Annotated in this window: 16 protein-coding genes, 1 tRNA gene, 1 pseudogene and 1 riboswitch; of the genes and pseudogenes, 8 read left to right on the top strand and 10 right to left on the bottom strand. The window is 69.6% G+C overall.

Annotation, left to right across the window (positions count from 1 at the left end; all coding sequences use genetic code 11):
• Window positions 1-40 precede the first annotated feature (40 nt).
• Window positions 41-115: transfer RNA gene (locus tag A33M_RS05975), tRNA-Gly, on the bottom strand.
• A 217-nt stretch (window positions 116-332) separates the two neighbouring features.
• On the opposite strand from A33M_RS05975, the gene A33M_RS05970 reads away from it, so the two are divergent.
• Window positions 333-3,584: a PAS domain S-box protein gene (locus A33M_RS05970; protein WP_008384643.1), complete on the top strand. Its 3,252-nt coding sequence runs from the start codon at window positions 333-335 to the stop codon at window positions 3,582-3,584.
• Between the two features lie 67 nt (window positions 3,585-3,651).
• Here A33M_RS05970 and A33M_RS05965 read toward each other — a convergent pair whose 3' ends face one another.
• Window positions 3,652-4,818: a 2'-deoxycytidine 5'-triphosphate deaminase gene (locus A33M_RS05965; protein ID WP_192814090.1), complete on the bottom strand. Its 1,167-nt coding sequence runs from the start codon at window positions 4,816-4,818 to the stop codon at window positions 3,652-3,654.
• 57 nt (window positions 4,819-4,875) lie between these two features.
• Window positions 4,876-4,955: riboswitch (SAM riboswitch) on the top strand.
• Window positions 4,956-4,999: 44 nt separating this feature from the next.
• Between A33M_RS05965 and metZ the strand changes: the two genes are divergently transcribed.
• Window positions 5,000-6,235: an O-succinylhomoserine sulfhydrylase gene (gene metZ / locus A33M_RS05960; RefSeq protein WP_008384639.1), complete on the top strand. Its 1,236-nt coding sequence runs from the start codon at window positions 5,000-5,002 to the stop codon at window positions 6,233-6,235.
• Between the two features lie 121 nt (window positions 6,236-6,356).
• Here metZ and mepA read toward each other — a convergent pair whose 3' ends face one another.
• The 4 genes from mepA to A33M_RS05940 all read right to left on the bottom strand — a co-directional run bounded on the left by mepA (window position 6,357) and on the right by A33M_RS05940 (window position 10,147).
• Entirely contained in the window at window positions 6,357-7,310 is a 954-nt protein-coding gene (gene mepA / locus A33M_RS05955; protein WP_008384637.1) for a penicillin-insensitive murein endopeptidase, read from the bottom strand.
• A 64-nt stretch (window positions 7,311-7,374) separates the two neighbouring features.
• Window positions 7,375-8,271 (bottom strand): NAD-dependent epimerase/dehydratase family protein, encoded by an 897-nt coding sequence (locus tag A33M_RS05950; protein ID WP_008384634.1) that lies wholly within the window; start codon window positions 8,269-8,271, stop codon window positions 7,375-7,377.
• Window positions 8,272-8,276: 5 nt separating this feature from the next.
• Window positions 8,277-9,455: a tRNA epoxyqueuosine(34) reductase QueG gene (queG, locus tag A33M_RS05945; protein ID WP_008384631.1), complete on the bottom strand. Its 1,179-nt coding sequence runs from the start codon at window positions 9,453-9,455 to the stop codon at window positions 8,277-8,279.
• Entirely contained in the window at window positions 9,452-10,147 is a 696-nt protein-coding gene (locus A33M_RS05940) for a glutathione S-transferase family protein (protein WP_008384629.1), read from the bottom strand. The genes queG and A33M_RS05940 overlap by 4 nt, the downstream gene beginning before the upstream one ends.
• A 419-nt stretch (window positions 10,148-10,566) precedes the next feature.
• Between A33M_RS05940 and A33M_RS05935 the strand changes: the two genes are divergently transcribed.
• Entirely contained in the window at window positions 10,567-11,370 is an 804-nt protein-coding gene (locus A33M_RS05935) for an undecaprenyl-diphosphate phosphatase (RefSeq protein ID WP_443212639.1), read from the top strand.
• 22 nt (window positions 11,371-11,392) lie between these two features.
• Here the strand turns inward: A33M_RS05935 and mbfA are convergent, their stop codons facing one another.
• Window positions 11,393-12,349 carry an iron exporter MbfA gene (mbfA, locus tag A33M_RS05930; RefSeq protein ID WP_008384624.1) on the bottom strand — a complete coding sequence of 319 codons (957 nt, stop codon included), beginning with the start codon at window positions 12,347-12,349 and terminating at the stop codon, window positions 11,393-11,395.
• Window positions 12,350-12,496: 147 nt separating this feature from the next.
• On the opposite strand from mbfA, the pseudogene radC reads away from it, so the two are divergent.
• A pseudogene (gene radC, locus A33M_RS05925) lies at window positions 12,497-13,260 on the top strand (RadC family protein).
• A gap of 38 nt (window positions 13,261-13,298) precedes the next feature.
• On the opposite strand, the gene gmd reads toward radC, so the two are convergent.
• Window positions 13,299-14,336 carry a GDP-mannose 4,6-dehydratase gene (gene gmd / locus A33M_RS05920; protein ID WP_008384621.1) on the bottom strand — a complete coding sequence of 346 codons (1,038 nt, stop codon included), beginning with the start codon at window positions 14,334-14,336 and terminating at the stop codon, window positions 13,299-13,301.
• A gap of 452 nt (window positions 14,337-14,788) precedes the next feature.
• On the opposite strand from gmd, the gene A33M_RS05915 reads away from it, so the two are divergent.
• Entirely contained in the window at window positions 14,789-17,431 is a 2,643-nt protein-coding gene (locus tag A33M_RS05915) for a bifunctional diguanylate cyclase/phosphodiesterase (RefSeq protein WP_008384620.1), read from the top strand.
• 30 nt (window positions 17,432-17,461) lie between these two features.
• On the opposite strand, the gene A33M_RS05910 is transcribed toward A33M_RS05915, so the two are convergent.
• Complete coding sequence (locus A33M_RS05910; RefSeq protein WP_008384618.1) at window positions 17,462-18,538, bottom strand: DMT family transporter; 1,077 nt, start codon at window positions 18,536-18,538, stop codon at window positions 17,462-17,464.
• Window positions 18,535-19,494: a hypothetical protein gene (locus A33M_RS05905; protein WP_008384616.1), complete on the bottom strand. Its 960-nt coding sequence runs from the start codon at window positions 19,492-19,494 to the stop codon at window positions 18,535-18,537. The genes A33M_RS05910 and A33M_RS05905 overlap by 4 nt, the downstream gene beginning before the upstream one ends.
• Window positions 19,495-20,099: 605 nt before the next feature.
• Between A33M_RS05905 and A33M_RS05900 the strand changes: the two genes are divergently transcribed.
• The 3 genes from A33M_RS05900 to A33M_RS05890 all read left to right on the top strand — a co-directional run bounded on the left by A33M_RS05900 (window position 20,100) and on the right by A33M_RS05890 (window position 23,492).
• Window positions 20,100-20,771, top strand: coding sequence for a bifunctional 4-hydroxy-2-oxoglutarate aldolase/2-dehydro-3-deoxy-phosphogluconate aldolase (locus A33M_RS05900; RefSeq protein ID WP_008384611.1), 672 nt, complete (start codon window positions 20,100-20,102; stop codon window positions 20,769-20,771).
• A 20-nt stretch (window positions 20,772-20,791) separates the two neighbouring features.
• Entirely contained in the window at window positions 20,792-21,898 is a 1,107-nt protein-coding gene (locus A33M_RS05895; RefSeq protein ID WP_008384609.1) for a sugar kinase, read from the top strand.
• A gap of 223 nt (window positions 21,899-22,121) precedes the next feature.
• Window positions 22,122-23,492 carry a glycoside hydrolase family 88 protein gene (locus A33M_RS05890; protein WP_008384606.1) on the top strand — a complete coding sequence of 457 codons (1,371 nt, stop codon included), beginning with the start codon at window positions 22,122-22,124 and terminating at the stop codon, window positions 23,490-23,492.
• Window positions 23,493-23,518 lie beyond the last annotated feature (26 nt).

Below are 23,518 nucleotides of genomic sequence, written 5' to 3'. Positions count from 1 at the left end.
GCTCGGACGCGGCTTCCCGGAGCGCGCGGGAGGCGCCGTTTGGAGCGGGCGATGGGAATCGAACCCACGACATACAGCTTGGGAAGCTGTCGTTCTACCACTGAACTACGCCCGCGCGGCGCAGACATTACCCGCGCCGGCCCGGTCCGGGCAAGAGGCCCGGCGGCGAAATCGGGGGCAGCCGCCCCGTGCCGCGGTACGCCACGGTGTAAGGGATGGTGCGACGTTGCGCCCAATGTAAGACGGCCATACATTACCATGGGAACTCACGAGTCCGCCCGGCGGCGCCGACGCTGCCCGGAGGCCGGACCGAGGGAGCTGGGGGACGGCGTTTGGGGGACGAGCCGCAAGGGCGCGGGCAAGGCTGGCTCGGGCCGCGCGAGCGCTCCATCCGCTCGCGGCTGCTGGTTCTCGTCATCGCGACGCTCCTGCCGGTGCTGGTGTTCGCCGGCTTCAGCATTTTCCGCTCGGCCGCCGACCAGCGGCTCGCGCTCGAGCAGCGCGCCGAGGACGTCGCCGCCGTCACCGTCCGCCTGATCGACGCCCGCATCTTCGCCGTCGAGTCGACCCTTCGCACGCTGGCGATGCTGCCGTTCGCCGACGACGACCAGCGTGTGGCGTTCGACCGGGCGGCGCACGCGGCCGCCGCGAGCCTCGGCCACCGGATCGTGCTGCTCGACCGCGAGGGACGCCATCTCGTCTCGACGCTTCCCACCGACGCGAGCGTGGCGACCCGACGCACCGACCTCGCGCCGCTCGCGCCGGTGTTCGAGCGTGGCGAGCCGGTGGTCACCGACGTGCTGGTCGGCGGCGTGACCGGGCGGCCGATCACCCTCGTCGCGGTGCCGGTGATGGAGGACGGGCGGCCGGTCGCCGCGCTCTCCGCCGCGGTGCGCCCGTCCGAGCTCGGCGACGTGCTGCGCCAGGCGGGGCTGCCCGACGGCTGGATCGCCGCGGTGGTCGACCGGCGCGGCTCTTTCGTCGCCCGCTCGCACCAGCCCGAGCACTTCGTCGGCCTGCCGGCCCGGCCGGAGCTGATCGCCGCCGCCGTCGGCGGCCAGCAGACCGGCCACTTCGACAACGTGACCTACGAGGGCGTCGCCCAGCGCAACGCCTTCCGCCGCTCGCCGGCCACCGGCTGGACCGCGGTGATCGGCATCCCGCAGGACATTCTGAGCAGTCCGCTGCGGCGCGGGCTCGCGCTGCTCGCGCTCGGCACCGCGTTCGCGGGCGTGGCGATCGGGCTCGCCCTGTTTCTCGCCCACCGCATCGCCGAGCCGGTGCGCGCCCTGCAGGGCGCGGCGATGGCACTCGCGCACGGCCGCCCGCTGCCGCCGGCCGGCCGCCAGATCCGCGAGCTCGCCGACGTCTGGCGCGCCTTCGCCGGGGCGAGCGACATCCTGCGCCAGCGCGACGCCGCCCAGGCCGCGGTGCGGGCCGGCGCCGAGCGGCTGAAGCTCGCGAGCCGGATCGGTCGCTTCGCCTTCGTCGACGTCGATCTGGCGAGCCGCACGATGGTGCCGTCCGACAATTTTTCCGACGTGATGGGCTTCGCGCCGCACTGGACCACCTTCTCCGAGGCGCGCGCGGCGCATCTGGCGGTGATCCACCCGGACGACCGCGACACCGTCGACGCCGTGCTGCCGCAGGTGCTGACCACGGCCGGCACCGACCGCATCGACTATCGCGTGGTCGATCCCGACGGCACCGTGCGCTGGATCGAGACCACGTGGGAAACCACGTGGGAAACCACGTGGGAAACCACGTCCGAGACCGCCTCGCAAACCGCGGCCGGGAGCGACGGGCGGGCGGCGCGTGCCGTGCTGATCCATCAGGACATCACCGCCCGCCGGCAGGCCGAGGCGACCGACGCCCATCTCGCCGCCGTGGTCGCCGGCTCGAGCGACGCCATCTTCTCGATCGGGCCGGACCGCAAAATCCTCTCCTGGAACGAGGGCGCGACCCGCCTCTACGGCTGGACCGCCGAGGAGGCGATCGGCCGGCCCCTGTCGATCATCGCGCCGGAGGGCCGCGACCGCGAGGTGTTCGACAACTCCGCCCGCGTGCTGGTCGCCGGCGAGACCGTGTATTTCGAGGCGGTGCGCGTCCGCAAGGACGGCGCGCCGGTCGAGGTCGGCATCTCGGGCGCGCCGATGCGGACGCCCGACGGCCGCATCATCGGCCTGTCGGCCGTGCATCGCGACGTCGGCGAGCGCAAGCGCATCGAGGAGACGCTGCGCACCAATGCGGCCTTCCTCGAGCTGTCGCAGGCGGCCGGCGACATCGCCTCGTGGGAGTGGCTGATCGACACCGACGAGGTGCGCTGGTCGCGCCAGTTCTTCCGCCTGCTCGGCTACGATCCCGACACCACCCGCCCGACGCTCACCGCCTTTCTCGCACGCGTCCATCCGGACGACCGCGAGAAGATCATGGGCGCCCGCCGGGCCGGCCTGGGCGGCGAGGACGGCGAGGCGCCGCTGCAGTTCCGCGTGGTGCGGCCGGACGGCGAGGTGCGTTGGGTCGAGCGGCGCTCGCGGCTGTTCGACGCGCCGCCGCGGCGGATGGTCGGCGTCGGCATCGACGTGACGGTGCGCAAGCGCGCCGAGGAGGATCTCGCCCGCGCGAGTGCGCTGCTCGATGCCGTCAGCGCCACCACCCCCGACCTGATCTACGTGAAGGACCGCGCCGGCCGCATGCTGATGGCCAACCCCTCCTGCCTCTCGGTGATCGGCCGCCCCGCCGAGGCGGTGATCGGCCACACCGAACGCGACTTCCATCACGACCGCGCCCAGGCCGAGGCGGTGATGGCGAACGACCGCGCGGTGATGGAAAGCGGCCGCACGCACCGGCTGGAGGAGACCTTCACCACCCCCGGCGGCGAGCCGCGCGTCTATCTCTCGACCAAGTCGCCGTTCCGCGACGCCGCCGGCACGGTGGTCGGCCTGATCGGCGTGTCGACCGACATCACCGCCCGCAAGCGGCGCGAGGAGCACGTCGAGCTGCTGATGCACGAGCTGTCGCACCGCACCAAGAACTTGCTCGCGGTGATCCAGGCGCTCGCCCGTCAGCTGCTGCGTGCGAGCACGGACACGGCCGATTTCGAGCAGCGCTTCATGGCGCGCATCCAGGCGCTGGCGCTCGCCCACGACCTTCTGGTGCGCCAGCACTGGCAGGGCGCGCCGCTCGCCGAGGTGGTCGAGGCGCAGCTCTATCCGTTCGCCGGCCGCTCACGCCTGACGATCGACGGGCCGGCGCTGATGCTGCGGCTCGAGGCGGTGCAGAACCTGTCGCTGGTGCTGCACGAGCTCGCCACCAACGCCTCCAAGTACGGCGCGCTGTCGGTGCCCGGCGGCACCATCGCGATCGTCTGGCGGATCGAGGACGGCACGCTGGTGTTCACCTGGCGCGAGCAGGGCGGCCCGCCGGTGACGCCGCCGACCCGCCACGGTTTCGGCCACACCATCATCTCGCGCATGCTCGCCGAGGGGCTGAAGTCGGAGGTGTCGCTGGCGTTCCCGCCCGACGGCGCCTGCGCCACCCTGCGCATCCCGACCGACCAGGTCGTGTCGGAAGGGGCGGAGTAGCGCTTTCCCGCCACTCGGGCGGAGCGAGGCGGCCGCCACCCGCGTGCCGCCGCGCACGACAGCGCCGTCACACCCGAAAATGCTTGGAGAGCTTCAGGCCCTGCGCCTGATAATTGGAGCCGATGCCCTCGCCGTAGAGCTGGTCGGGCTGGGCCAGCATGCGCTCGTAGACCAGCCGGCCGACGGTCTGCCCGTGCTCCAGGATGAACGGCACCTCGTGCGAGCGCACCTCGAGCACCGCGCGGGCGCCGCCGCCGCCGGCCTCCGCCACGCCGAAACCGGGATCGAAGAAGCCGGCGTAATGCACGCGGAACTCGCCGACCAGCGGATCGAACGGCACCATCTCGGCGGCGTAGTCGGGCGGCACCTGCACCGCCTGCTTGGAGGCGAGGATGTAGAACGCGTCCGGATCGAGGATCAGATCCTTCTGGCGGCTCGCCTTCAGCGGCTCCCAGAACTCGCCCACCTCGTAGCCGCCGCGGCGGTCGACGTCGATCAGCCCGGTGTGGTGCTTGGCGCGGAAGCCGACCAGCCCGTCGGGGCCGAAGCCGGCGAGGTCGACCGCCACCGCCACCCCCTCGGCGAGATCTGCGCCCGCCTCGTCGACCAGCCTCTCGCGCCGGTGGAGCGCGATCAGGTCGTCGCCGGTCACCAAATCGCGCCCGCGGTGAAAACGCATCTGCGACAGTCGCGAGCCTTCCCGCACCAGCACCGGGAAGGTGCGCGGGCTGATCTCGAGATAGAGCGGGCCGTGATAGCCGGCCTCGATGCGGTCGAAGGCGCGCGCGCCATCGGCGATCACGCGGGTAAACACGTCGAGCCGGCCGGTCGAGCTTTTGGGGTTCGCCGCCGCGCCGAGATCGGCCGGCAGCGCGAGGCTTTCCAAAAGCGGCACGATATAGACGCAGCCGGTCTCCAGCACCGCGCCGTCGCCGAGCGTGATCTCGTGCAGCTTTATCGTGTCGATCCGCTGCGCGACGCTGGTTCCGGGTCCGGGCAAAAAGCTCGCGCGCACCCGGTAGGCGACCTCGCCGAGCCGCAGGTCGAGGCTCGCCGGCTGGATCTGGTCGTCGTCGAAGGTTTGGCCGGCCGTGCGGATGCCGCCGGCCGAGATCAGCGACGCGATCATGCGGTCGGGCAAGACGCCCCGGTCTGCAGGGCCGAAGGCGAGCGGCACGAACCCTCCTCGCGCACACGCGGACGGGTCGTCCGGCGGCGCCGACAACGCGGACATGCCCGTCTCTTAACGGAGCCCCGTCTTGACGGGAAGCCGTCGCGTCGCTATCAGCGCCGGTTATCCCGTGGTCATTTGAGCCGGCCGGCTTGCCGCCACGTTAAACAAGGATGCTAAAAGGCCGGGGACACGTGCGCCCGGCCGAACTCGGCCGGGTTTTTTGTTGCCCAGGAGGCGCCCCATGCCCGTGTCCGACGACGTGTCCAAATCCGCGTCCGATCCCTGTTCCGCTGCGCAGCCCGAAACCGCCGGCTGGCACGCCGAGACAAAACTCGTGCATGCCGGCACGCTGCGCTCGCCGTTCGGCGAGACCGCCGAGGCGCTGTTTCTGACGCAGGGCTTCACCTACGGCTCGGCGGCGGAGTGCGAGGAGCGTTTTGCCGGCACCGGCGGCTTCGTCTATTCGCGCCATTCCAACCCGACGGTGGCGATGTTCGAGGCGCGGATGGCGGCACTCGAGGGCGCCGAGGCGGCGCGTGCCACCGCGAGCGGCATGGCGGCGGTGACGGCAGCGCTCGTCGGGCAGGTGAAGGCGGGCGATCACATCGTCGCGGCGCGCGCGCTCTACGGCTCGGCCTCGTGGGTGATCTCGGACCTTCTCTCGCGCTTCGGCGTGACGGCGACGCTGGTCGACGGCCGCGACCTCGACCAGTGGCGCGCCGCGGTGCGGCCGGAGACGCGCGTCTTTTATCTCGAGAGCCCGTCGAACCCGACGCTCGAGGTGGTGGACATCGCGGCGGTGGCCGAGATCGCCCACGCCGCCGGGGCGACGCTGGTGGTCGACAACGTGTTTGCCACCGCGCTGTGGCAGAGCCCGTTGACGCTCGGCGCCGACTGCGTGGTCTATTCGACCACCAAGCATGTCGACGGGCAGGGGCGCTGCATGGGCGGCATCGTGCTGGGCTCCGAACAATTCATCCAGGACAACGTCCACATGCTGCTGCGGCAGACCGGCCCGTGCCTGTCGCCGTTCAATGCCTGGGTAATGCTGAAGAGCCTGGAAACCTTCTCGCTGCGGGTGGAGCGCCAGACCGCGACCGCCGCCCGGGTCGCCGACGCGCTCGCCGGCCACCGCAATCTCGTGCGGCTCGTCTATCCGGGCAGAGCGGACCACCCGCAGGCCGACGTCGTGAGAAAGCAGATGCGGGCCGGCTCGACCCTGGTCGCGCTGGAGATCGCCGGCGGCAAGGCCGGCGCGTTCCGCTTTCTCGACGCGCTGAAGTTGATCAAGATCTCCAACAATCTCGGCGACGCCAAGAGCCTCGTCACCCATCCGGCGACGACCACGCACGAGCGCCTCACGGCCGAGCAGCGCGCGACGCTCGGCATCGGCGACGGGCTGATCCGCTTTTCCGCCGGGCTCGAGCATGCGGACGATCTGGTCGGCGATCTTTTGCAGGCGCTCGAGCGAGTGTAGCGCGACCGTAGAGCCGTAGGGTGGGCAAAGCGAAGCGTGCCCACGGAAACCTTCGACAAAAAGCGTCACGGGTGGGCACGGCGCTGGCGCGCCTCTGCCCACCCTACGACTAACGGCTCCCTCACGGCGCCGCGAGCACCGCCCGGCAGGCCGGCGGCAGGCCGGCCAGCGTGAGCTGCGGGCGCGGCTTGGGCTTCACCTTCGGCGGCGTCGTGGGCGGCTTCGGCGGGCGCGGGTGCAGCACCGAATCGCGGAACCACCAGGCGAGCGCCTTGCCACAGCCCTCGTCGGCGGGCGGCGGCGGCTGGCTCTTGCACAGCGTCTCGCCCGGCGGGCATTTCAAGCGGATGTGGAAGTGATAGTCGTGCCCCCAATAGGGCCGCACCTTGTGCAGCCACGCCCGGTCGCTGCCAGCCTCCCGGCACAGGGCCTTCTTGATCGCGGCATTGACGAAGATGCGCTCGACGTTCGGCAGTTTTGCCGCGGTCGAGATCACCGCGAAATGCCCCGGCGTCCACACCCGCGGGTCGACGTCCTCGCGGCTCTTCGCCACCACCATGGTGGCCGACGTCTCCTCGCGCTCGCGCCGGGTCAGCTCCCGGTCGGGCATCGGGGTGAGCCAGATGTCGGCGTCGAGCCCGACCTGATGGCTCGCGTGCCCGGTGATCATCGGTCCGCCGCGCGGCTGCGACATGTCGCCGACCAAAAGCCCCGGCCATCCCGCTTTTTGCGCCCGGAGGGCCAGCGTCTCCAAAGTGTCCACCAGGACGGGGTGGCCCCAGTTGCGGTTGCGCGACAGCCGCATCACCTGCCACGCCGGCCCGTTCACCGGCAGGGCGATGGCGCCCGCGAGGCAGCCCTTGGCATAAAAACCGATCACCTCGGCCTTGCCGGTGGTCGGCGTTCGCACCCGCCCGAACAGCTGCTTCGCCGGCGTCTTGGGATCCTCCGGATGGGCGAGCGGCGGCAGCGGTTTCGGATCGACCGAGCCCTTGTCCTGCGCGAGAGCCGGCGGCACCGGCGCCACGGCACAGGCGAGCACGAGGGCGAGGGGGGCGAGAGAGAGCGATCGCATGCGTCGGTCCACCGTCTCGGGTCGTCGGGAACGCACGGCCGCCCGCGAGCGGACGGGGAAAAAATCAGCCGGCTGGCTGGCGGGCCTCGAACAGCGAGGTCAGCCCCTCGCGATAGGTCGGGTGGCGCAGGGTCACGCCGAGCTCGCGTTTCAGCTTGGCGTTGGAGGCGCGCTTGCACTCGGCATAAAAGCTCGCGGCCATCGGCGGCAGATGCTTCACCGCCTCCTCGAACGGCCATTCGGGCGGCGGCTCGCGGCCGAGCAGGGACGCGGCGAACACCACCGGATCGCCGGGCGGGGTCGGCTCGTCGTCGGCGACGTTGAACACGCCGTCGGCGGCGCGCGCAAAACACGCCTCGATCGCCTGGACGATGTCGTCGACATGGATGCGGTTGAACACCTGGCCCGGCTTGACGATCCGCCAGCCGCGGCCGGCCTCGAGATTGGTGATGGCGTTCTGGCCGGGGCCGTAGATGCCGGCGAGCCGCAGCACCGCGACGGGGATGCCGGTGCGCTCGCCGAGCGCTTGCCACGCCGCTTCGGCCGCGACGCGGGCGCGGTTGCGGTCGCCGACCGGGCGGCACTCGGCGGTCTCGTCCACCTGGGCGCCGCCGTGGTCGCCATAGACGCCGAGGGTGGAGAGCAGCACCACGCTCTCGATCGACAAATCCTCGGTGATGGTGTCGCCGAGCGCGGCGAGCACCGGGTCGCCTGCGTCCGTGGGCGGCGAGGAGATCAGCAGCGCCTGCGCCTCGCGGACGGCGGATTTCAGCTCGTCGGAGGCCGACACGCCGTCGAACTCCAGCATCTCCAACTCGTGGCCGCCATAGCGGCGGGCGGCGAGGTCGGCGGCGCGCTCGGCCGAGCGGGTGGTGCCGACGATGCGGTCGAAGCGGTTGCCGTGCTGGGCCACGTAATGCTGCGCGCAATAGCCGAACCCGAAACAGACCAGTGTCGTCATCGTCCTCACCCCTCGTCGCTCCGCAGCGCCGCGCGCCACTCGTCCCGTACGGTCGGATCGTTCTCGCCGCGATGGCGTTCGGCAAGTGCCGAAAGGTCGCGCTCGGGCAGAAGTTTCGACAGCGCCCACACGGCCGCACCGCGCACTGGCGCCGCGGCGTCCGTGAGGCGGGCCTCGGCTGCCGGCACGAGCGAAGGATCGCCGCTGTTGCCGATCGCGATCATCACGTTGCGCAGAAATTTTTCACGGCCGACCCGTTTCACCGCGGTCTTGCGAAACAACGCCCGGAATGCGGCATCGTCCAATTTCGCCAGCTCGGCGAGCGCCGGGCCGGTCAGCTCGTCACGGGCGGACAGCTTGGCGTCACGGCCCATGCGGGCAAACTTGTTCCATGGGCAGGCGGCGAGGCAGTCGTCGCAGCCATAGACGCGGTTGCCGATCAATGGCCGCAGGTCGCGCGGGATGGAACCCTTGTGCTCGATCGTCAGATACGAGACGCAGCGCCGCGGATCGAGCCGCCAGGGCGCCGGAAACGCCTTCGTCGGGCAGGCGTCGAGGCAGGCCTTGCACGAGCCGCAGTGGTCGCGTCCCGGCGGGTCCGGGGGCAGCGGCAGCGTGGTGAACAGCGCGCCGAGAAAGAGCCACGAGCCGAGGTCGCGCGACACGAGATTGGTGTGCTTGCCCTGCCAGCCGAGCCCGGCGCGCATCGCCAGCGGCTTCTCCATCACCGCCGCGGTGTCGACGAACACTTTCGCGTCGCCGCCGGCGGAGCCGATCAGCCAGCGCGCCAGCTCCTTCAGCCGCGGCTTGATCACGTCGTGATAGTCGTCGCCACGGGCATAGACCGAGATCGCCGCGCGGTCCTTCTGCGCCTGCAACGCGCGAGGGTCGTGGCCGGGGCCGTAATTGGCGCCGAGCATCACCACTGCCCGCACGTCGGCCCACAGCCCGCACGGGCTCGTCCGCCGCTCCGGCCGGTCGGCGAGCCAGCCCATGTCGCCGTGAAGCCCCTGGACGAGGAAATCCCGCAAGCGGGCACCGGTCTCGGGCGGCAGGTCGGGCGGGGCGATCGCCACCGCGTCGAACCCGAGCGCCGCCGCCTTCTCCCGCAACGCCGCGACGAGGTCCGGTTCGGCGCCGGTCTTTTCGCACGAGGCGGAGAGGAGAGCGGACTGGTCCGTCAAAAGTCGAGGTCGGCGTAGGTCTTCGAGGGAGCGATGCCGGCATGCATCTCGACCAAGAGCGGCCGGAACGACGGGCGCGATTTCACCCGCGCATACCAGGTCTTTGCGGCTTCGTCCTCGCTCCACGGCACGTCGCCCAGATAGTCGACCGACGACAGGTGCGCCGCCGCGGCGAGATCGGCATAGGTCAGCCGCGGCCCGGCGAGCCAGTCGCGGGTGCGCACCAGCCAGCCGATATAAGCGAGATGGTAGCGGATGTTCGACAGCGCCGCCCGGATCGACTCGATGTCCGGCGGGCCGCCGCCCTGCTTCACCGTCATGTGCCGCTTGAAGACGCGCTCCGACACCAGCGGAAAGCTGACCTCGGCATAGAACTTCTCCAGGAACCACATCGTCAGGCGGCGCACCTCGATGCGGGTCGAGACGTCGAGCGGCAGCAGGCGGTGCTCGCCCAGCTCCTTGCCGCGGGTCTCGTCGAGATATTCGGCGATCATCGCCGGGTGCGAGATCGGCGGGCGGCCCTCCTCGATCAGCACCGGGGTGGTGCCGGCCGGGTTGAGGGTGAGGAACTCCTGCCGCCGCTCCCACGGCCGCTCGTCGGCGAGCTGCGGGCTCACGCCGTACTCGCCGAGCGCGATGCGCACGAACCGGGACTGCGGGCACAGAGGCTGGTGGAACAGCGTCAACATCATCCAAGCGACCAGTGACTTCGGGGCGGGCCGGACGCGACCGTCGGCCGGGCGCACTATACAGGACGCACGCCCGTGCGACACACCGGAGCGCGGCACCGTCGCCGAAGACGGTTACGCCGAGAGGGCCACCCCGAGAGGTCGATGCCGAGAGGGGCGTGCCGGGTCGACCGGCGCGTTCGCCGCGGGCGCACGACGACCCGGAACGGCCGGAACCGGAGGGACGTCACCGCTCGAACGCAATCCCGCCCTGATCGCGCGGCATTGCGGTGAATTCCGGGCGGCGGCCCGGACGGCGGCAGGGGGGCCGCGCGTCCGCCGTGCCGTCCGTGGTCGCCTTTCGCCGCGTCGTTCGCCCCCGCGCCTGCCGGCCGTCGCATCGCCGGCCTGGAAAGAAACCGTCCGGAGCCGATCCGCCCATGCTGCTCGATCTGATCAAGGCCGCCTTCCTCGGCTTCGTGGAGGGGTTGACCGAATACCTGCCGGTGTCCTCGACCGGCCACCTCCTGCTCATCGAGCATTTCTTCGGGTTCCAGGACGAGGATTTCGGCAAGAGCTTCGCGGTGCTGATCCAGCTCGGCGCGATCCTCGCGCTCCTCTCGATCTATTTCCGCAAGCTGTGGCTGCTCGCCACCCACATGGTCACCGACGCCTATTCGCGGCGCTTCGTGATCGGCGTGCTGATCGCCTTCCTGCCGGCCGCGGTGGTGGGCGCGCTCGCGCACGGCTTCATCAAGGACGTGCTGTTCAACCCCTGGATCGTCTGCTTCTCGCTGATCGCCGGCGGCGCGGTGCTGCTCTATGTCGACCAGCTGCCGCTGAAGCCGAAATACGACGAGGCGACCGGCTTTCCGCTGCCGATGTACTTCAAGATCGGCGTCGTGCAGTGCGCGGCGATGATTCCCGGCGTGTCGCGGGCGGGCGCCACCATCGTCGGCGCGATGCTGCTCGGCGCCGACCGGCGGGCGGCGGCGGAGTTCTCGTTCTGGCTCGCGATGCCGACCATGGTCGGCGCCTTCGCCTACGACCTCCTGAAGAGCCACGCCCAGATGACCGGCGAGCACCTGGTGGTGGTGGCGGTCGGCTTCGTCGCGTCCTTCATCTTCGGGTGGGTCGTGGTGAAGACCTTTCTCGGCTACGTCTCCCGCCACGGCTTCGGGCTGTTCGTGTGGTGGCGGGTGATCGTCGGCACGCTCGGCCTGATCGGGCTCGCGATCTTCGGCTGAGCGCGCGCGACGCCGCGGCGCCTCACGCGCTGCCGATCAGGATGCCGGCGGCGAACACCAGCGCGCCGCCGAGCACCACCTGGAAGGTGGCCGAGAGGAGTGGCGTGTCCATGTAGCGCCAGCGGATCCAGGAGATCGCCGCGAGCTCGAGGATCACCACCACGAAGGCGGCGACGGTGGCGGTCCAGAAATCGGGGATCAGGTAGGGCAGGGTGTGGCCGAGCCCGCCGAGCGTGGTCATCAGGCCGCACACGCCGCCGCGCAGCCACGGCGAGCCGCGTCCGGTGAGCGAGCCGTCGTCGGACAAGGCCTCGGCGAAGCCCATCGAGATGCCGGCGCCGATCGAGGCGGCGAGGCCGACCAGAAAGGTCTCCCAGGTGTTCTGGGTGGCGAAGGCGGCGGCGAACAAGGGCGCCAGCGTCGACACCGAGCCGTCCATCAGGCCGGCGAGGCCGGGCTGGACGTATTGCAGCACGAACATCCGCCGGGCGGTCGCGTCCTCCTCGGCGCGCACGTCGGCCGGCAGCATCTCGCCTTCGAGCTGCTCGGCGAGCGCCTCGTGCTTGTCCTCGGCCTCGGCGAGCTTGAGGAGCAGCTCGCGCATCGAGGCGTCGCGCGCCTGGTCGGCGGCGCGGCGGTAGAAGCGGGCGATCTCGTACTCCATCGCCTCGGCGTATTTGCGCACCTCCTCGAGCCCGAGCGGACGCACCAGCCACAGCGGCTTGTGCTTGACGAAGCCCTTCACGTCCTGCCGGCGGATCAGCGGAATGTACTCGCCGTATTTCTCCCGGTAGAGGTCGAACAGCCAGCCGCGGTGATGGACCTCCTCGTCGGCCATCGCATCGAACATCTTGGCGGACGCCGGGTACTGCTCGCGCAATCCTTCGGCGAAACCGCGATAGATGCGGCTGTCTTCTTCCTCGGTGCTGATCGCGAGGGCGATGATCTCCCGTTCGGTGAGGTCGGCGAAACGTTTCATCGGCGGTCGGTCCGTGGGGAATAGGAGGTGGGTGAGGTGAAATTGGAAACGTTATAGCGTGCGGGTTCCGCGCCGCACAGGCCGAATTCCGTGCGCCGGCTGCATCTCTCCATGGCTGCGTGTTGCCAACGAGCCGACGAGTCGGCCATGGTTCATGCGGGGCGCGGGCGCATGCCGGTACCGGTGCGAGAGATGGCGGACGAGAACGACGCCGAGGGCCGGCTCGGATTGGAGGACGTGGGACCGCACTATCACGGCCACCGCGACCGGCTTCGCGCACGGTTCCGGACGGCGGGGGCGGACGCCGTGAGCGACTACGAGCTCTTGGAGCTGGTGCTGTTCCGCGCGCTGCCGCGGCGCGACGTCAAGCCGCTCGCCAAGGCGCTGATCGCGAAATTCGGGTCGTTCGCCGAGGTGATCGCCGCGCCGCCTCTGCGGCTCGCCGAGGTGAGCGGGCTCGGCGAGGCCGCGATCACCGAGCTGAAGATCGTCCAGGCGGCGGCCCAGCGCCTGACCCGCGGCGCCTTTCAGCGCCGGCCGGTGCTGTCGTCGTGGTCGGCGGTGCTCGACTATTGCCGCACGGCGATGGCGTTCGCCGACCGCGAGCAGTTCCGCATCCTGTTTCTCGACAAGCGCAACCAGCTGATCGCGACGAGGTGCAGCAGGTCGGCACCGTCGACCACACGCCGGTCTATCCGCGCGAGGTGGTGAAGCGGGCGCTGGAGCTGTCCGCCACCGCCGTCATCCTGGTGCACAACCACCCGTCCGGCGATCCGACGCCGTCACGCGCCGACATCCAGATGACCCAGGCGATCCTGGAGATGGCAAAACCGCTCGGCGTCGCGGTGCACGACCACATCATCGTCGGCAAGGAGGGCCATGCGAGCTTCAAGGGCTTGCGGCTGATCTGACGAGGGCTTTGCGCCCGGGTGTCCGGGCGCCGCCCGGATCAGAACGAGAGCTGTCCGGTGCTCACCCGCCGGTCGTCGGCCTCGGCCATCGCGGTGACGAGATCGCGAAAACCGAGCTTGCGGGTCCAGCCGAGCGTTTTCTCGGCCTTGGCCGGGTCGCCGAGCAGGAGGTCGACCTCCGCCGGACGGAAGAATTTCTCGTTCACCCGGGCGACCACCTTGCCGCTCTTGCGGTCGATCGCCCGCTCGGCGACGCCGCTGCCCTCGAACACCAGGTCGAAGCCGAGCGCCGCGCCGGCGAGCGTCAGGAACTCGCGCACCGGGTGGGTCTCGCCGGTCGCCAGCACGTAGTCGCCGGCGGTGTCCTGCTGCAGCATCCGCCACATGCCCTCGACATAGTCGCCGGCGAATCCCCAGTCGCGCTTGGCGTCGAGATTGCCGACCTCGACCGCGTCGAGCTTGCCGTGCTTCACCCGCGACAGCGCCAGCGTGATCTTTCGGGTGACGAACTCGCGGCCGCGCAGCGGCGACTCGTGATTGAACAAGATGCCAGAGGTCGCGTGCATGCCATAGGATTCGCGATAATTCACGGTGATCCAGTGGGCGTAGAGCTTGGCGACGCCGTAGGGGCTGCGCGGGTGGAACGGTGTGGTCTCGCGCTGCGGGGTCTCGTGGACCTTGCCGAACATCTCCGAGGTCGAGGCCTGGTAGAAGCGGATCGAGGTACTACCGACCGCGCGGATCGCCTCGAGCAGGCGGGTCACGCCGCAGGCGTCGACCTCGGCGGTGTAGAGCGGCTGCTCGAACGAGGAGCCGACGAAGCTCTGGGCCGCGAGATTGTAGATCTCGTCGGGCTTCAGGCGCTCGATGGTGCGGCGGATGTTGGAATCCTCGAGCAGCTCGAAATCGGTGATCTCGACGTCCTGCTCGATGCCGAGCTCGGCGAGCCGGCCGAGGGTGGTGCTCGAATTGCGGCGCATGGCGCCGACCACCCGGTAACCCTTCTCGAGCAGCAGGCGCGCGAGATAGGCGCCGTCCTGACCGGAGATGCCCGTCACCATTGCGAGCTTCGACATTCTTGACCCCCCTCGCCCGCTCGCGTGCGAAAAGCCCCGATCACGGGCCGACGCTCGGGCGCGCTGTAAAAATCGAGACGAAACAATGCCGGACGCGGATGCGCGTGGCGCGCGCCCGAAGGCACCGTTCGAGGTGGCGGACCATACAGGGGCACGCTCGCGAGCGCCACCGCCTCCTCGGCCGGGCGCCCGACCGCGGGCCGGCAGTGGCGGAAAAGGGAGCGATGGGAGAGGGAGGTGGGCGACGGGCGGCGGAGCGCCACGAGAATACACGGGAAGACCTACCGGAGGTAGCGGATCGGCGGAAAAATGCGCAACCGGCGGTATGATGAGTGCAACCGGAGTTAATCGGACGTTATCTAAGAACCCAACGGATACGCTTCGTTAAGCCGGGAGAAACAGCGAGGGTCAAAGATGGCGCAAATGCAAATGGCACTGCCGCCGGGCCGCCGATGACCCTGCCGATTCTTCAGCTGCCGAAGATGATCGCCGAGCGCCGCAGCTCGGCCATCTTCGCCGTCGTCATCATCGCGATGCTGTGGATCGGCATTGCCTGGAAGTACGTCGAGGCGGTGCACAACGACGAGCGCGAGGCCGAGCGCACCAACCAGAATTTCGCGATGGTGTTCGAGGAGAACGTGCTGCGCTCGATCGGCGAGATCGACAAGGCGCTGCTCTATCTCCGCCGCTCGATCGAGACCCGCAAGGACACCACCGACTACCACACGATCGTCGCCACCACCGACGTCCTCAGCGAGATCATCGTCCAGGTGGCGATCATCGATGCGAAGGGCATCATGCGGGCCTCGAACGCCGGGCCGCAGCCGGCGCCGCCGACCGACCTGTCGGACCGCGAGCACTACAAGGTCCATGTCGCCAGCGACGAGGACAGGCTGTTCATCAGTCGGCCGCTGGTCGGGCGGATCAGCCATCGCTGGTCGGTGCAGTTCACCCGCCGCTTCTCCAATGCCGACGGCTCGTTCGCCGGCGTGGTGGTGGCCTCGCTCGATCCGGCGCATCTCACCAAGTTCTACGACAAGATCGATCTCGGCCCGTCCGCCTCGATCTCGCTGATCGGCAGCGACGGGGTGGTGCGCTCGTCGGGCGGCCGGGCGGGCGGCTACGGGCTCGGCACCGACCTGCGCGGCACGCCGCTCTACGCGGCGATCGAGGCCGGCACCAACACCACCTTCGAGACCGACGAGCCGACCCGTCCGGGAACCCAGACCGTCACCGTCCGCAAGGTGCGGGGACAGCCTTTGTGGGTGAGCGTCAGCGTCGACGACAACGACATCTTCCAGCCCTCGCGCACGACGCTCGAGCTGAACGTCGTGGTCGGCATCGCGCTGACCATTCTCATCCTGTTCGCGGTCAACCGCATCCTGCGCTCGGAGGCGCAGGCGGTGCTGAAATCCCGGCAGCTCGGGCTGACGCTCGAGCACATGAGCCAGGGCATCATGCTGGTGACCAGGGATCTCGACATCCCGGTGATCAACCGGCGCTGCCTCGAGCTGCTCGACCTGCCGGCGGACTTTCTCGACACGCCGCCGCGGTTCGACCGGCTGGCCGACTGCCAGACCCGGCACGGCCGGCTGCGCGACACGGCGCTGCCGAACGTGCCGCCGCTCGAGGGCGCGGACGCGGCCTCCCGCCGGCTGACGGTGTGCGAGCGCGCACTGCCGGACGGCACTGTGCTCGAGGTGCGCACCGCCCATCTGCCGGACGGCAGCTTCGTGCACACCTTCACCGACATCACCAAGCGCTGGCAGGCCGAGGCGCGGGTCGCCCGGCTCGCCGCCGAGGACCCGCTGACAGGCCTGCCGAACCGGCGGGTGTTCCGCTCGGCGCTCGATCAGGTCGGCCGCCAGGAGGTCGCGGCGGACGGCACGGTGCGCGAGTTCGCCGTGCTGTTCCTCGATCTCGACCGCTTCAAGGTGATCAACGACACGCTCGGCCACCGCATCGGCGACCTTCTGCTGCAGGAGGTGGCGCGCCGGCTCAAGCGCACCGTCCGCCCGACCGACGTCTTGGCGCGGCTCGGCGGCGACGAGTTCGCCATCGTGGTGTCGCGGCTGCAGTCGCGCCCGCTGCTCGACCAGCTCGCCGACCGGCTGGTCGCGACGATCGGCGAGCCGTTCGTGATCGACGGCCACCGCATCGTGTCGAGCGTCAGCGTCGGCATCGCGATCGGCCCGCACGACGGCCGCGCCGCCGACGACCTCCTGATGGCCGCCGACCTCGCGCTCTATGCGGTGAAGGCGGAGTGCCGCGGCACCCACAAGCTGTTCGATCCGTCGATGAACAAGGAGCTGGTCGACCGCCGGCAGATCGAGATGGATCTGCGCGAGGCGATCGCCCGCGACGGGCTGGCGCTGCACTGCCAGCCGATCGTCGACCTCGCCCGCAACAGGATCACCGGATTCGAGGCGCTGGCGCGCTGGCACCATCCCGAGCGCGGCATGGTGCCGCCGACGGTGTTCATCCCGGTCGCCGAGGATTCGGGCCTGGTGCTGCCGCTCGGCGAGTGGGCGCTGCGCGAGGCGTGCCGGCGGGCCGCCGCCTGGCCGGGCGACCTGAAGATCGCCGTCAACCTGTCGCCGGTGCAGCTCACCGCGCCGACGCTGGTCGAGACGATCGCCCGCATCCTCGCCGAGACCGGGCTGCCGCCGCACCGCCTCGAGCTCGAGATGACCGAGCGGGTGCTGCTCGAGAACAGCGACAAGACGCTGCACATCATGCGCCGGCTGAAGGAGATCGGCATCCGCCTCGCGCTCGACGATTTCGGCACCGGCTACTCGTCGCTCAGCTACCTGCGCAGCTTCCCGTTCGACAAGATCAAGGTCGACCGCACCTTCGTCGCCGATCTCGACGGCGGCTCGGAGCACGTGGCGATCGTCCAGGCGGTGGTGACGATGGCGCGCGCGCTGGGCATGACGACCACCGCCGAAGGGATTGAGACGCCCTATCAGCAGGAATTCCTCGCCGCGATCGGCTGCGAGGAAGCGCAGGGCTATCTGTTCAGTCGGCCGGTGCCGATCGAGGACGTGCCGGAGCTGGTCGCGAGCTGGGCGAAGCGCCACACCGCCGCCGCCTGAGCGGCGACGGTGCTCGCTCTTTCGGTCGCGTCAGGCGGCGGCCGCCGCCCGACGCTTGGCCTTGGCCTCGTGCCACAGGAGGAAGAGGCCGGAGGCGACGACGATCGCCGAGCCCGAGAGCAGCGCGAGCGTCGGCCGGTCGTTCCAGATCAGGAAGCCGAGCAGCATCGCCCATACGAGGCTCATATAATAGAACGGCGACACCGCGGTGGTCGGCCCGAGCGACAACGCGCGCGTCCAGCAATATTGCTGGATCGTGTTGGCGAGGCCCATGCCGATCAGCAGCGCCGCGTCGACCGCGGTCGGCATGCGGAAGCCGAACAGCAGAAGAAACACGTGGCAGACCGACATGGTCAGCATCTGCCACATCAGCAGCGTGTTCGGCGTCTCGGTCTTGGCCATGCCGCGCACCGCGACCGTGACCCCGCCGTACATCACCGCATTGGCGAGCGCGAACAGCGCCCCGAGCTTCAGCGAATCCGCCCCCGGCTCGGTGACGATCAAAACGCCGGCGAAGCCCACGACGAGCGCCGCCCAGCGCGCCTTGCCGGCCCGCTCGCCGAGCAGGAGCACGGAGATCAGCGCTGCCCACAGGGGCGCCGAGAAGCCGATCGCGATCGCCCCGGCGATCGGCATCATCGACACCGCGAGCACGGTGAAAGTTTGCGAGATCGCCTGCGAGGCGCCGCGGGCGACGTGTTGCCCGGGGATGGCCGTGCGAAACACGGCGAAACCGGTCACCGGCAGGATGAAGGCCGAGCAGACCAGGAGCGAGGAGATCGAGCGGAACGCCATCACCTCGCCGACCGGATAGATCGCCACCAGCCATTTGGCGAGCGCGCTCGACAGCGCGAACATCACGGTCGAGCCGACCATGAAGAGGATGCCGAGCGGCACGTTGTCGGTGCGCCGCGCGCCGTCCGCTGCGCGCTCGGCCGTGCTTTCCGCCGCGGCGACGGCGCGACGGGCGGTGTCGGGGATCGGAAGGTCGCGGCGCGCGGGCGCGAGGCGGGGATTTTCCGGGTGCGGCGTGTCGAGCCGGCTCGCGGCGTTCTCGCGCAAGGTTTCGGTGGATGCCCCCGGCCCTTGGACGGCGGCCGCGCTCATGCGGAGGCCTCCCCGTCGCCGGCCGCCGCCTCGTCGTCCAAGAACCACGGCTTCACGCCGACGCCGCGCCGCAGCGAGTACATGTAGAAAACCGGCAGGCGGGTCGGAAACAGGCTGCGCACCTTCGAGCCGTTGAAGGTGACGAACACGCTGCCGGGAAACGCGATCTCCACCGCGCGCTTCTCCAGCATGTTGATCCGCCAGTAGCGCTTGGCGCCGTCCTCGGCGGTGCCGTCGCCGCGGTACCATTTGAGCGCGCTCGCCTCGAGGTTTTCCAGCACCTCCTCGGGCGGCGCCTCGTCGGGCAGCGGCCCGACCAGCGGCTCGGCGGTGCGGGTGACCTCGGACAGCCGGCAGGTGGCAAAGCCGCGCGCTTGCGCCTCGTGCCCGACCTCGCCGAAATAGCGGTCGATCCGCGCGGCCGAGTGGCCGTTGAGCGCCGCATGGGTGTCGGTGAGGATCAGCGTCAGCGCGGCGCCGGGCGGGTGTGCCTCGCGCACGCGCGCCGCCATCGCGGCGAGATAGTCGAGGCATTCGAGCTCGGGCGCGGCGACCGTGTCGCGCGGCCCCTTGCCCCAATAGAGCACGAAGCGCAGCGGCACGCCGCGGGCGACCGCGCCGGTCGCCACCTGAATCAGCAGATGCGGGTCGGACGGCTGCTCGCGCTTGAACGCCCAGGTGTTGAAGGCGCGCAGGAGCTTTTCGGCGGTCTTGTCGAGCGAGGAGGGGGGACGCTGGGGGCCGCCGCCCGCCGGGGTGCCGCTCGCCTTGGCGTTGTTCGCCTTGGCGTTGCGCGCCGCCCGGCCGGCCTCGGCCGTTCGCGCGAGCGGCGGCCGCTCGAACGGCGGGCCGATCTTGCCGGCGGGGGCCGGGCCGGCCGCGGTGCCGGTGCGCAAACGCTCGGGGCCGTTCGCTGCCGCGGTCTCGGCGGCCGCGTGAAGCGTGCTGCAGGACATTATCGTCCCTCTCCGTGGTTGGTGCGGCCGTTAATATTGGTTAAAAAATCATTGAGATCAATTTTAATCAAAAGCGACTAATGTTTTATGAAAATTAACGTTAACGCTCGCGACGAGCGGTGATTCGATTGGCGTTGTTCGAGAAAACGAGTCGTCGACTCGGCTATAGCCATGGCGTCACCCGTGACCCGGATTAATACTGTTCGCCGGCGCGAGCGGCCGCCCCCGCGCCGAATCTCCGTCGCCAGCCATGCCGTGAAGCGGCCCCGGTCTGCGTTGGGCTGACGGCTCGACGCTTGACGGTCGACCGTCCTCGTGGTGACTTGTAACTATACGGTTACTTGGTCGGCGGATCATCGTCGCCCACGGGTCGCCGGGTCGCTCCCCGGGGTCGCCCTCCCGACCCGTCCGGCCGATCACGCTCCACGAGGCTTGCTGGTGGCTACCGAGACGCGCGGCTTCATCGTGCACGGCGGTGCCGAACCGTTCGGGTTCGCGCAGCACCCCCGTCGCGTCGCGCCGGCCTCCTCCGACATCCGATTCACCGACGGCGCCGGGCGCAGAGGGTCGCGCGGCCGCCGTCATCTCTCCAGGAGATCGAAGACATGGCACACGATCGCATGACGGTGCTCGCCGCGATGCAGGGGCAGGGGGTGATCCCCGTGTTCTATCATCCCGACGTCGAGGTTTGTAAGAACGTCATCCAGGCCTGCGCCAATGGCGGCGCCAAGTGCATCGAGTTCACCAATCGCGGCGACTTCGCCTCGTCGGTGTTTCTCGACGTCGCGCGCCATTTCGCAAAAGCCGATCCGAGCGTGATCATGGGCGTCGGCTCGGTGGTCGATGCGCCGACCGCCGGCGTCTACATCGCCAACGGCGCGAAGTTCGTGGTCGGCCCGCTGCTCAATCCGGACGTGGCAAAAGTCTGTAACCGGCGGAAGATTCCGTACAGCCCGGGCTGCGGCACGATGTCGGAGATCGGCTTCGCCGAGGAGCTCGGCTGCGAGGTCGTGAAGATCTTCCCCGGCGATCTGGTCGGCGGGCCGGAGTTCGTCAAGGCGGTGATGGCGCCGTGCCCGTGGACCCGCATCATGCCGACCGGCGGCGTCGACGCCTCCGAAGCGTCGCTGCGCAAGTGGTTCGAGGCGGGCGTGGTGTGCGTCGGCATCGGCTCCAAGCTGATCACCAAGGATCTGCTCGCCGCCAAGGATTACGCCGGCATCGAGAAGAAGGTGCGCGACACCGTCGCGCTGATCAAGACCATCCGCGGCAAGTGAGATACCGGGACACGACGACGATGAGCGACGAGATTCTGAAGATCCGTCCCGCGACGGAGACCAAATGGGACTGCGCCTCGCTCGGCGAGGTGATGCTGCGCTTCGACCCCGGTTTCGGCCGGGTGCGCACCGCGCGCAGCTTCCAGGTGTGGGAAGGCGGCGGCGAGTACAATGTCTCGCGCGCTATGCGCAAGTGTTGGGGCAAGCGGGCGACGGTGGTCACCGCGCTGCCGGAGAACGACCTCGGCTGGCTCGTTCAGGACATGATGTGGCAGGGCGGGGTCGACACCTCGCATCTGATCTGGCGCGAGTTCGACGGCATCGGCCGCAACACCCGGGTCGGCCTGAACTTCACCGAGAAGGGATTTGGCGTGCGCGCCGCGCTCGGCTGCTCGGACCGCGGCCATTCGGCGGCGTCGCAGCTCAAGCCCGGCGAGGTGAACTGGGAGAAGCTGTTCGGTGAGGAGGGCGTGCGCTGGTTCCACACCGGCGGCATCTTTGCCGCGCTCGCGACCAACACCGCGGAGGTCGTGATCGAGGCGGTCGAGGTGGCGCGGAAATACGGCACCATCGTTTCCTACGATCTGAATTACCGCGGCTCGCTGTGGAAGAGCCAGGGCGGCAAGGCGGGTGCCCAGAAGGTCAACCGCACGATCGCCCCTTATGTGGATGTCATGCTCGGCAACGAGGAGGACTTCACCGCCTGCCTCGGCTTCGAGGTGGAGGGGCTCGACGAGCACATCTCCAAGATCGACCCGGCGAACTTCAAGAAGATGATCGCCACCGCCGTGAAGGAGTTCCCGAACTTCAAGGTGGCGGCGACGACGCTGCGGAACGCCAAGACCGCGAGCTTCAACGACTGGGGCGCGATCATTTGGGCCGGCGGCAAGTTCTACGAGGCGCCGCTTCGTGAAAACCTCGAGATCTTCGATCGCGTCGGCGGCGGTGACGGCTTCGCCTCCGGCCTCGCCTACGGCTTCCTCGAGGGCAAGGGGCCGCAGGCCGCGGTCGAGTACGGCGCAGCCCACGGCGCGCTCGCGATGACCACCCCCGGCGACACCTCGATGGTCAACGCCAAGGAGGTCGAGGCGATCATGAAGGGCAAGGGCGCCCGCGTGATCCGCTAGAGACCCGTTCGGCAACGTCGCCCCACACTCCGCTCGTTCCCGCGCAAGCGGGAATCCAGCCGGTCGCTTAGCGAGAAACTGGGTCCCCGCTTTCGCGGGGACGAGCGGAAGACCCCTCCGGGGCGACCTCGCCGGACGATGCGCCAGCACCGTTCGTCACTCCGGGGCGCGGCCGAAAACGAAGGCCGCGCCCGCGACGACCTCTCCCCGGGAAGACACGCTCATGAAGATCGACACCGCTCTCGCCCCGAAGGACCTCCTGCCGGCGATCCGCCGGATGTGGGATCTGTCCGCGGAAAAGATCGTCGCCATCGACGAAGGGATGGACCGCGCCGCCGGCGCCCCGGTGCACACGGTGGCCGGCGTCTACCAGCCGCGCGGCTGGACCGACTGGACGCAGGGCTTCGAGTTCGGCAGCGCCGTGCTGCAGTTCGACGCCACCGGCGACGACGCGTTTCTCCGCCTCGCGCTCGACCGCATCCGCGCCGACATGCCGGTGCACGTCACGCATTTCGGCGTGCACGACCACGGCTTCAATCAGATCAGCACATACGGAAACCTGCGCCGACTGGTGCTCGAGGGCCGCATGCCGCGCGATCCGTGGCAGCTCGAATATTTCGAGCTGGCGCTCAAATGCTCCGGCGCCGTGCAGGCGAACCGCTGGACCGAGCTCGGCGACGGCTTCGGCTACATCCAGTCGTTCAACGGGCCGCATTCGCTGTTCATCGACACCATGCGCACGCTGCGGGCGCTCGCCTTGGCCCATCGGCTCGGCCACGTGATGAAGGGCGAGGGCGATCAGGTGATCCCGCTCCTCGGCCGGCTGGTCGCGCACGCCCGCACCACGGCGAAATACGCGGTGTTCTACGGCGAGGGCCGCGACATCTACGACCTGCGCGGCCGCACCGCGCACGAGGCAATCTTCAACACCGTCAGCCGCGCGTTCCGCTGCGTCGGCACCCAGCAGGGCTATTCGGGCTTCTCCACCTGGACTCGCGGCCTCTCCTGGGCGATCACCGGTTTCGCCGAGATGCTCGAATTCATCGAGACGGTCGATCCGGCAAAACTCGAGGCGTTCGGCGGCAAGGCGGATATCGTCGCGATGATGGAGAAGGCGGCAGCCGCCACCTGCGACTTCTACATCGACCACACCGCGACCGACGGCATTCCCTATTGGGACACCGGGGCGCCCGGCATGCGCGATCTCGGCGACGTCTATTCGCGCGAATCCGAGCCGGAGAACGATATCGAGCCGGTCGATTCCTCGGCTGCGGCGATCGCCGCCCAGGGGCTTCTGCGGTTCGGCGCCTGGCTGGACGCGACCGGCCGCGAGGGCGGCGCGCGCTATCGCCAGGCCGGCCTCGGCGTGGTGCGCACGCTTTTGTCCGACCGCTATCTGAGCCTGAAGCCCGGCCATCAGGGCCTCGTGCTGCACAGCCAGTATCACCGGCCGAACGGCTGGGACTACGTGCAGCCCGGAAAGACCAATCCGAGCGGCGAGGCGACCATGTGGGGCGATTATCACATGCGCGAGGTCGCTCTGTACGTGCAGCGGCTCGCCGAGGGCGGCCCGTATCTGACGTTCTTCGGCTGACCACGAGGACGATCGACGATCCGAGA

This window comes from Rhodovulum sp. PH10, from assembly GCF_000293785.1.
GTDB lineage: Bacteria > Pseudomonadota > Alphaproteobacteria > Rhizobiales > Xanthobacteraceae > Rhodoplanes.
This window is presented reverse-complemented; position numbering and strand designations above follow the sequence as displayed.

Bases quoted from the DNA above. Each gene is read 5' to 3' on its own strand.
- A33M_RS05965 (WP_192814090.1), bottom strand. From the start codon at position 4,818: ATGTCCGCGTTGTCGGCGCCGCCGGACGACCCGTCCGCGTGTGCGCGA.
- metZ (WP_008384639.1), top strand. From the start codon at position 5,000: ATGCCCGTGTCCGACGACGTGTCCAAATCCGCGTCCGATCCCTGTTCC.
- mepA (WP_008384637.1), bottom strand. From the start codon at position 7,310: ATGCGATCGCTCTCTCTCGCCCCCCTCGCCCTCGTGCTCGCCTGTGCC.
- A33M_RS05950 (WP_008384634.1), bottom strand. From the start codon at position 8,271: ATGACGACACTGGTCTGTTTCGGGTTCGGCTATTGCGCGCAGCATTAC.
- A33M_RS05940 (WP_008384629.1), bottom strand. From the start codon at position 10,147: ATGATGTTGACGCTGTTCCACCAGCCTCTGTGCCCGCAGTCCCGGTTC.
- mbfA (WP_008384624.1), bottom strand. From the start codon at position 12,349: ATGAAACGTTTCGCCGACCTCACCGAACGGGAGATCATCGCCCTCGCG.
- gmd (WP_008384621.1), bottom strand. From the start codon at position 14,336: ATGTCGAAGCTCGCAATGGTGACGGGCATCTCCGGTCAGGACGGCGCC.
- A33M_RS05915 (WP_008384620.1), top strand. From the start codon at position 14,789: ATGACCCTGCCGATTCTTCAGCTGCCGAAGATGATCGCCGAGCGCCGC.
- A33M_RS05910 (WP_008384618.1), bottom strand. From the start codon at position 18,538: ATGAGCGCGGCCGCCGTCCAAGGGCCGGGGGCATCCACCGAAACCTTG.
- A33M_RS05905 (WP_008384616.1), bottom strand. From the start codon at position 19,494: ATGTCCTGCAGCACGCTTCACGCGGCCGCCGAGACCGCGGCAGCGAAC.
- A33M_RS05900 (WP_008384611.1), top strand. From the start codon at position 20,100: ATGGCACACGATCGCATGACGGTGCTCGCCGCGATGCAGGGGCAGGGG.
- A33M_RS05895 (WP_008384609.1), top strand. From the start codon at position 20,792: ATGAGCGACGAGATTCTGAAGATCCGTCCCGCGACGGAGACCAAATGG.
- A33M_RS05890 (WP_008384606.1), top strand. From the start codon at position 22,122: ATGAAGATCGACACCGCTCTCGCCCCGAAGGACCTCCTGCCGGCGATC.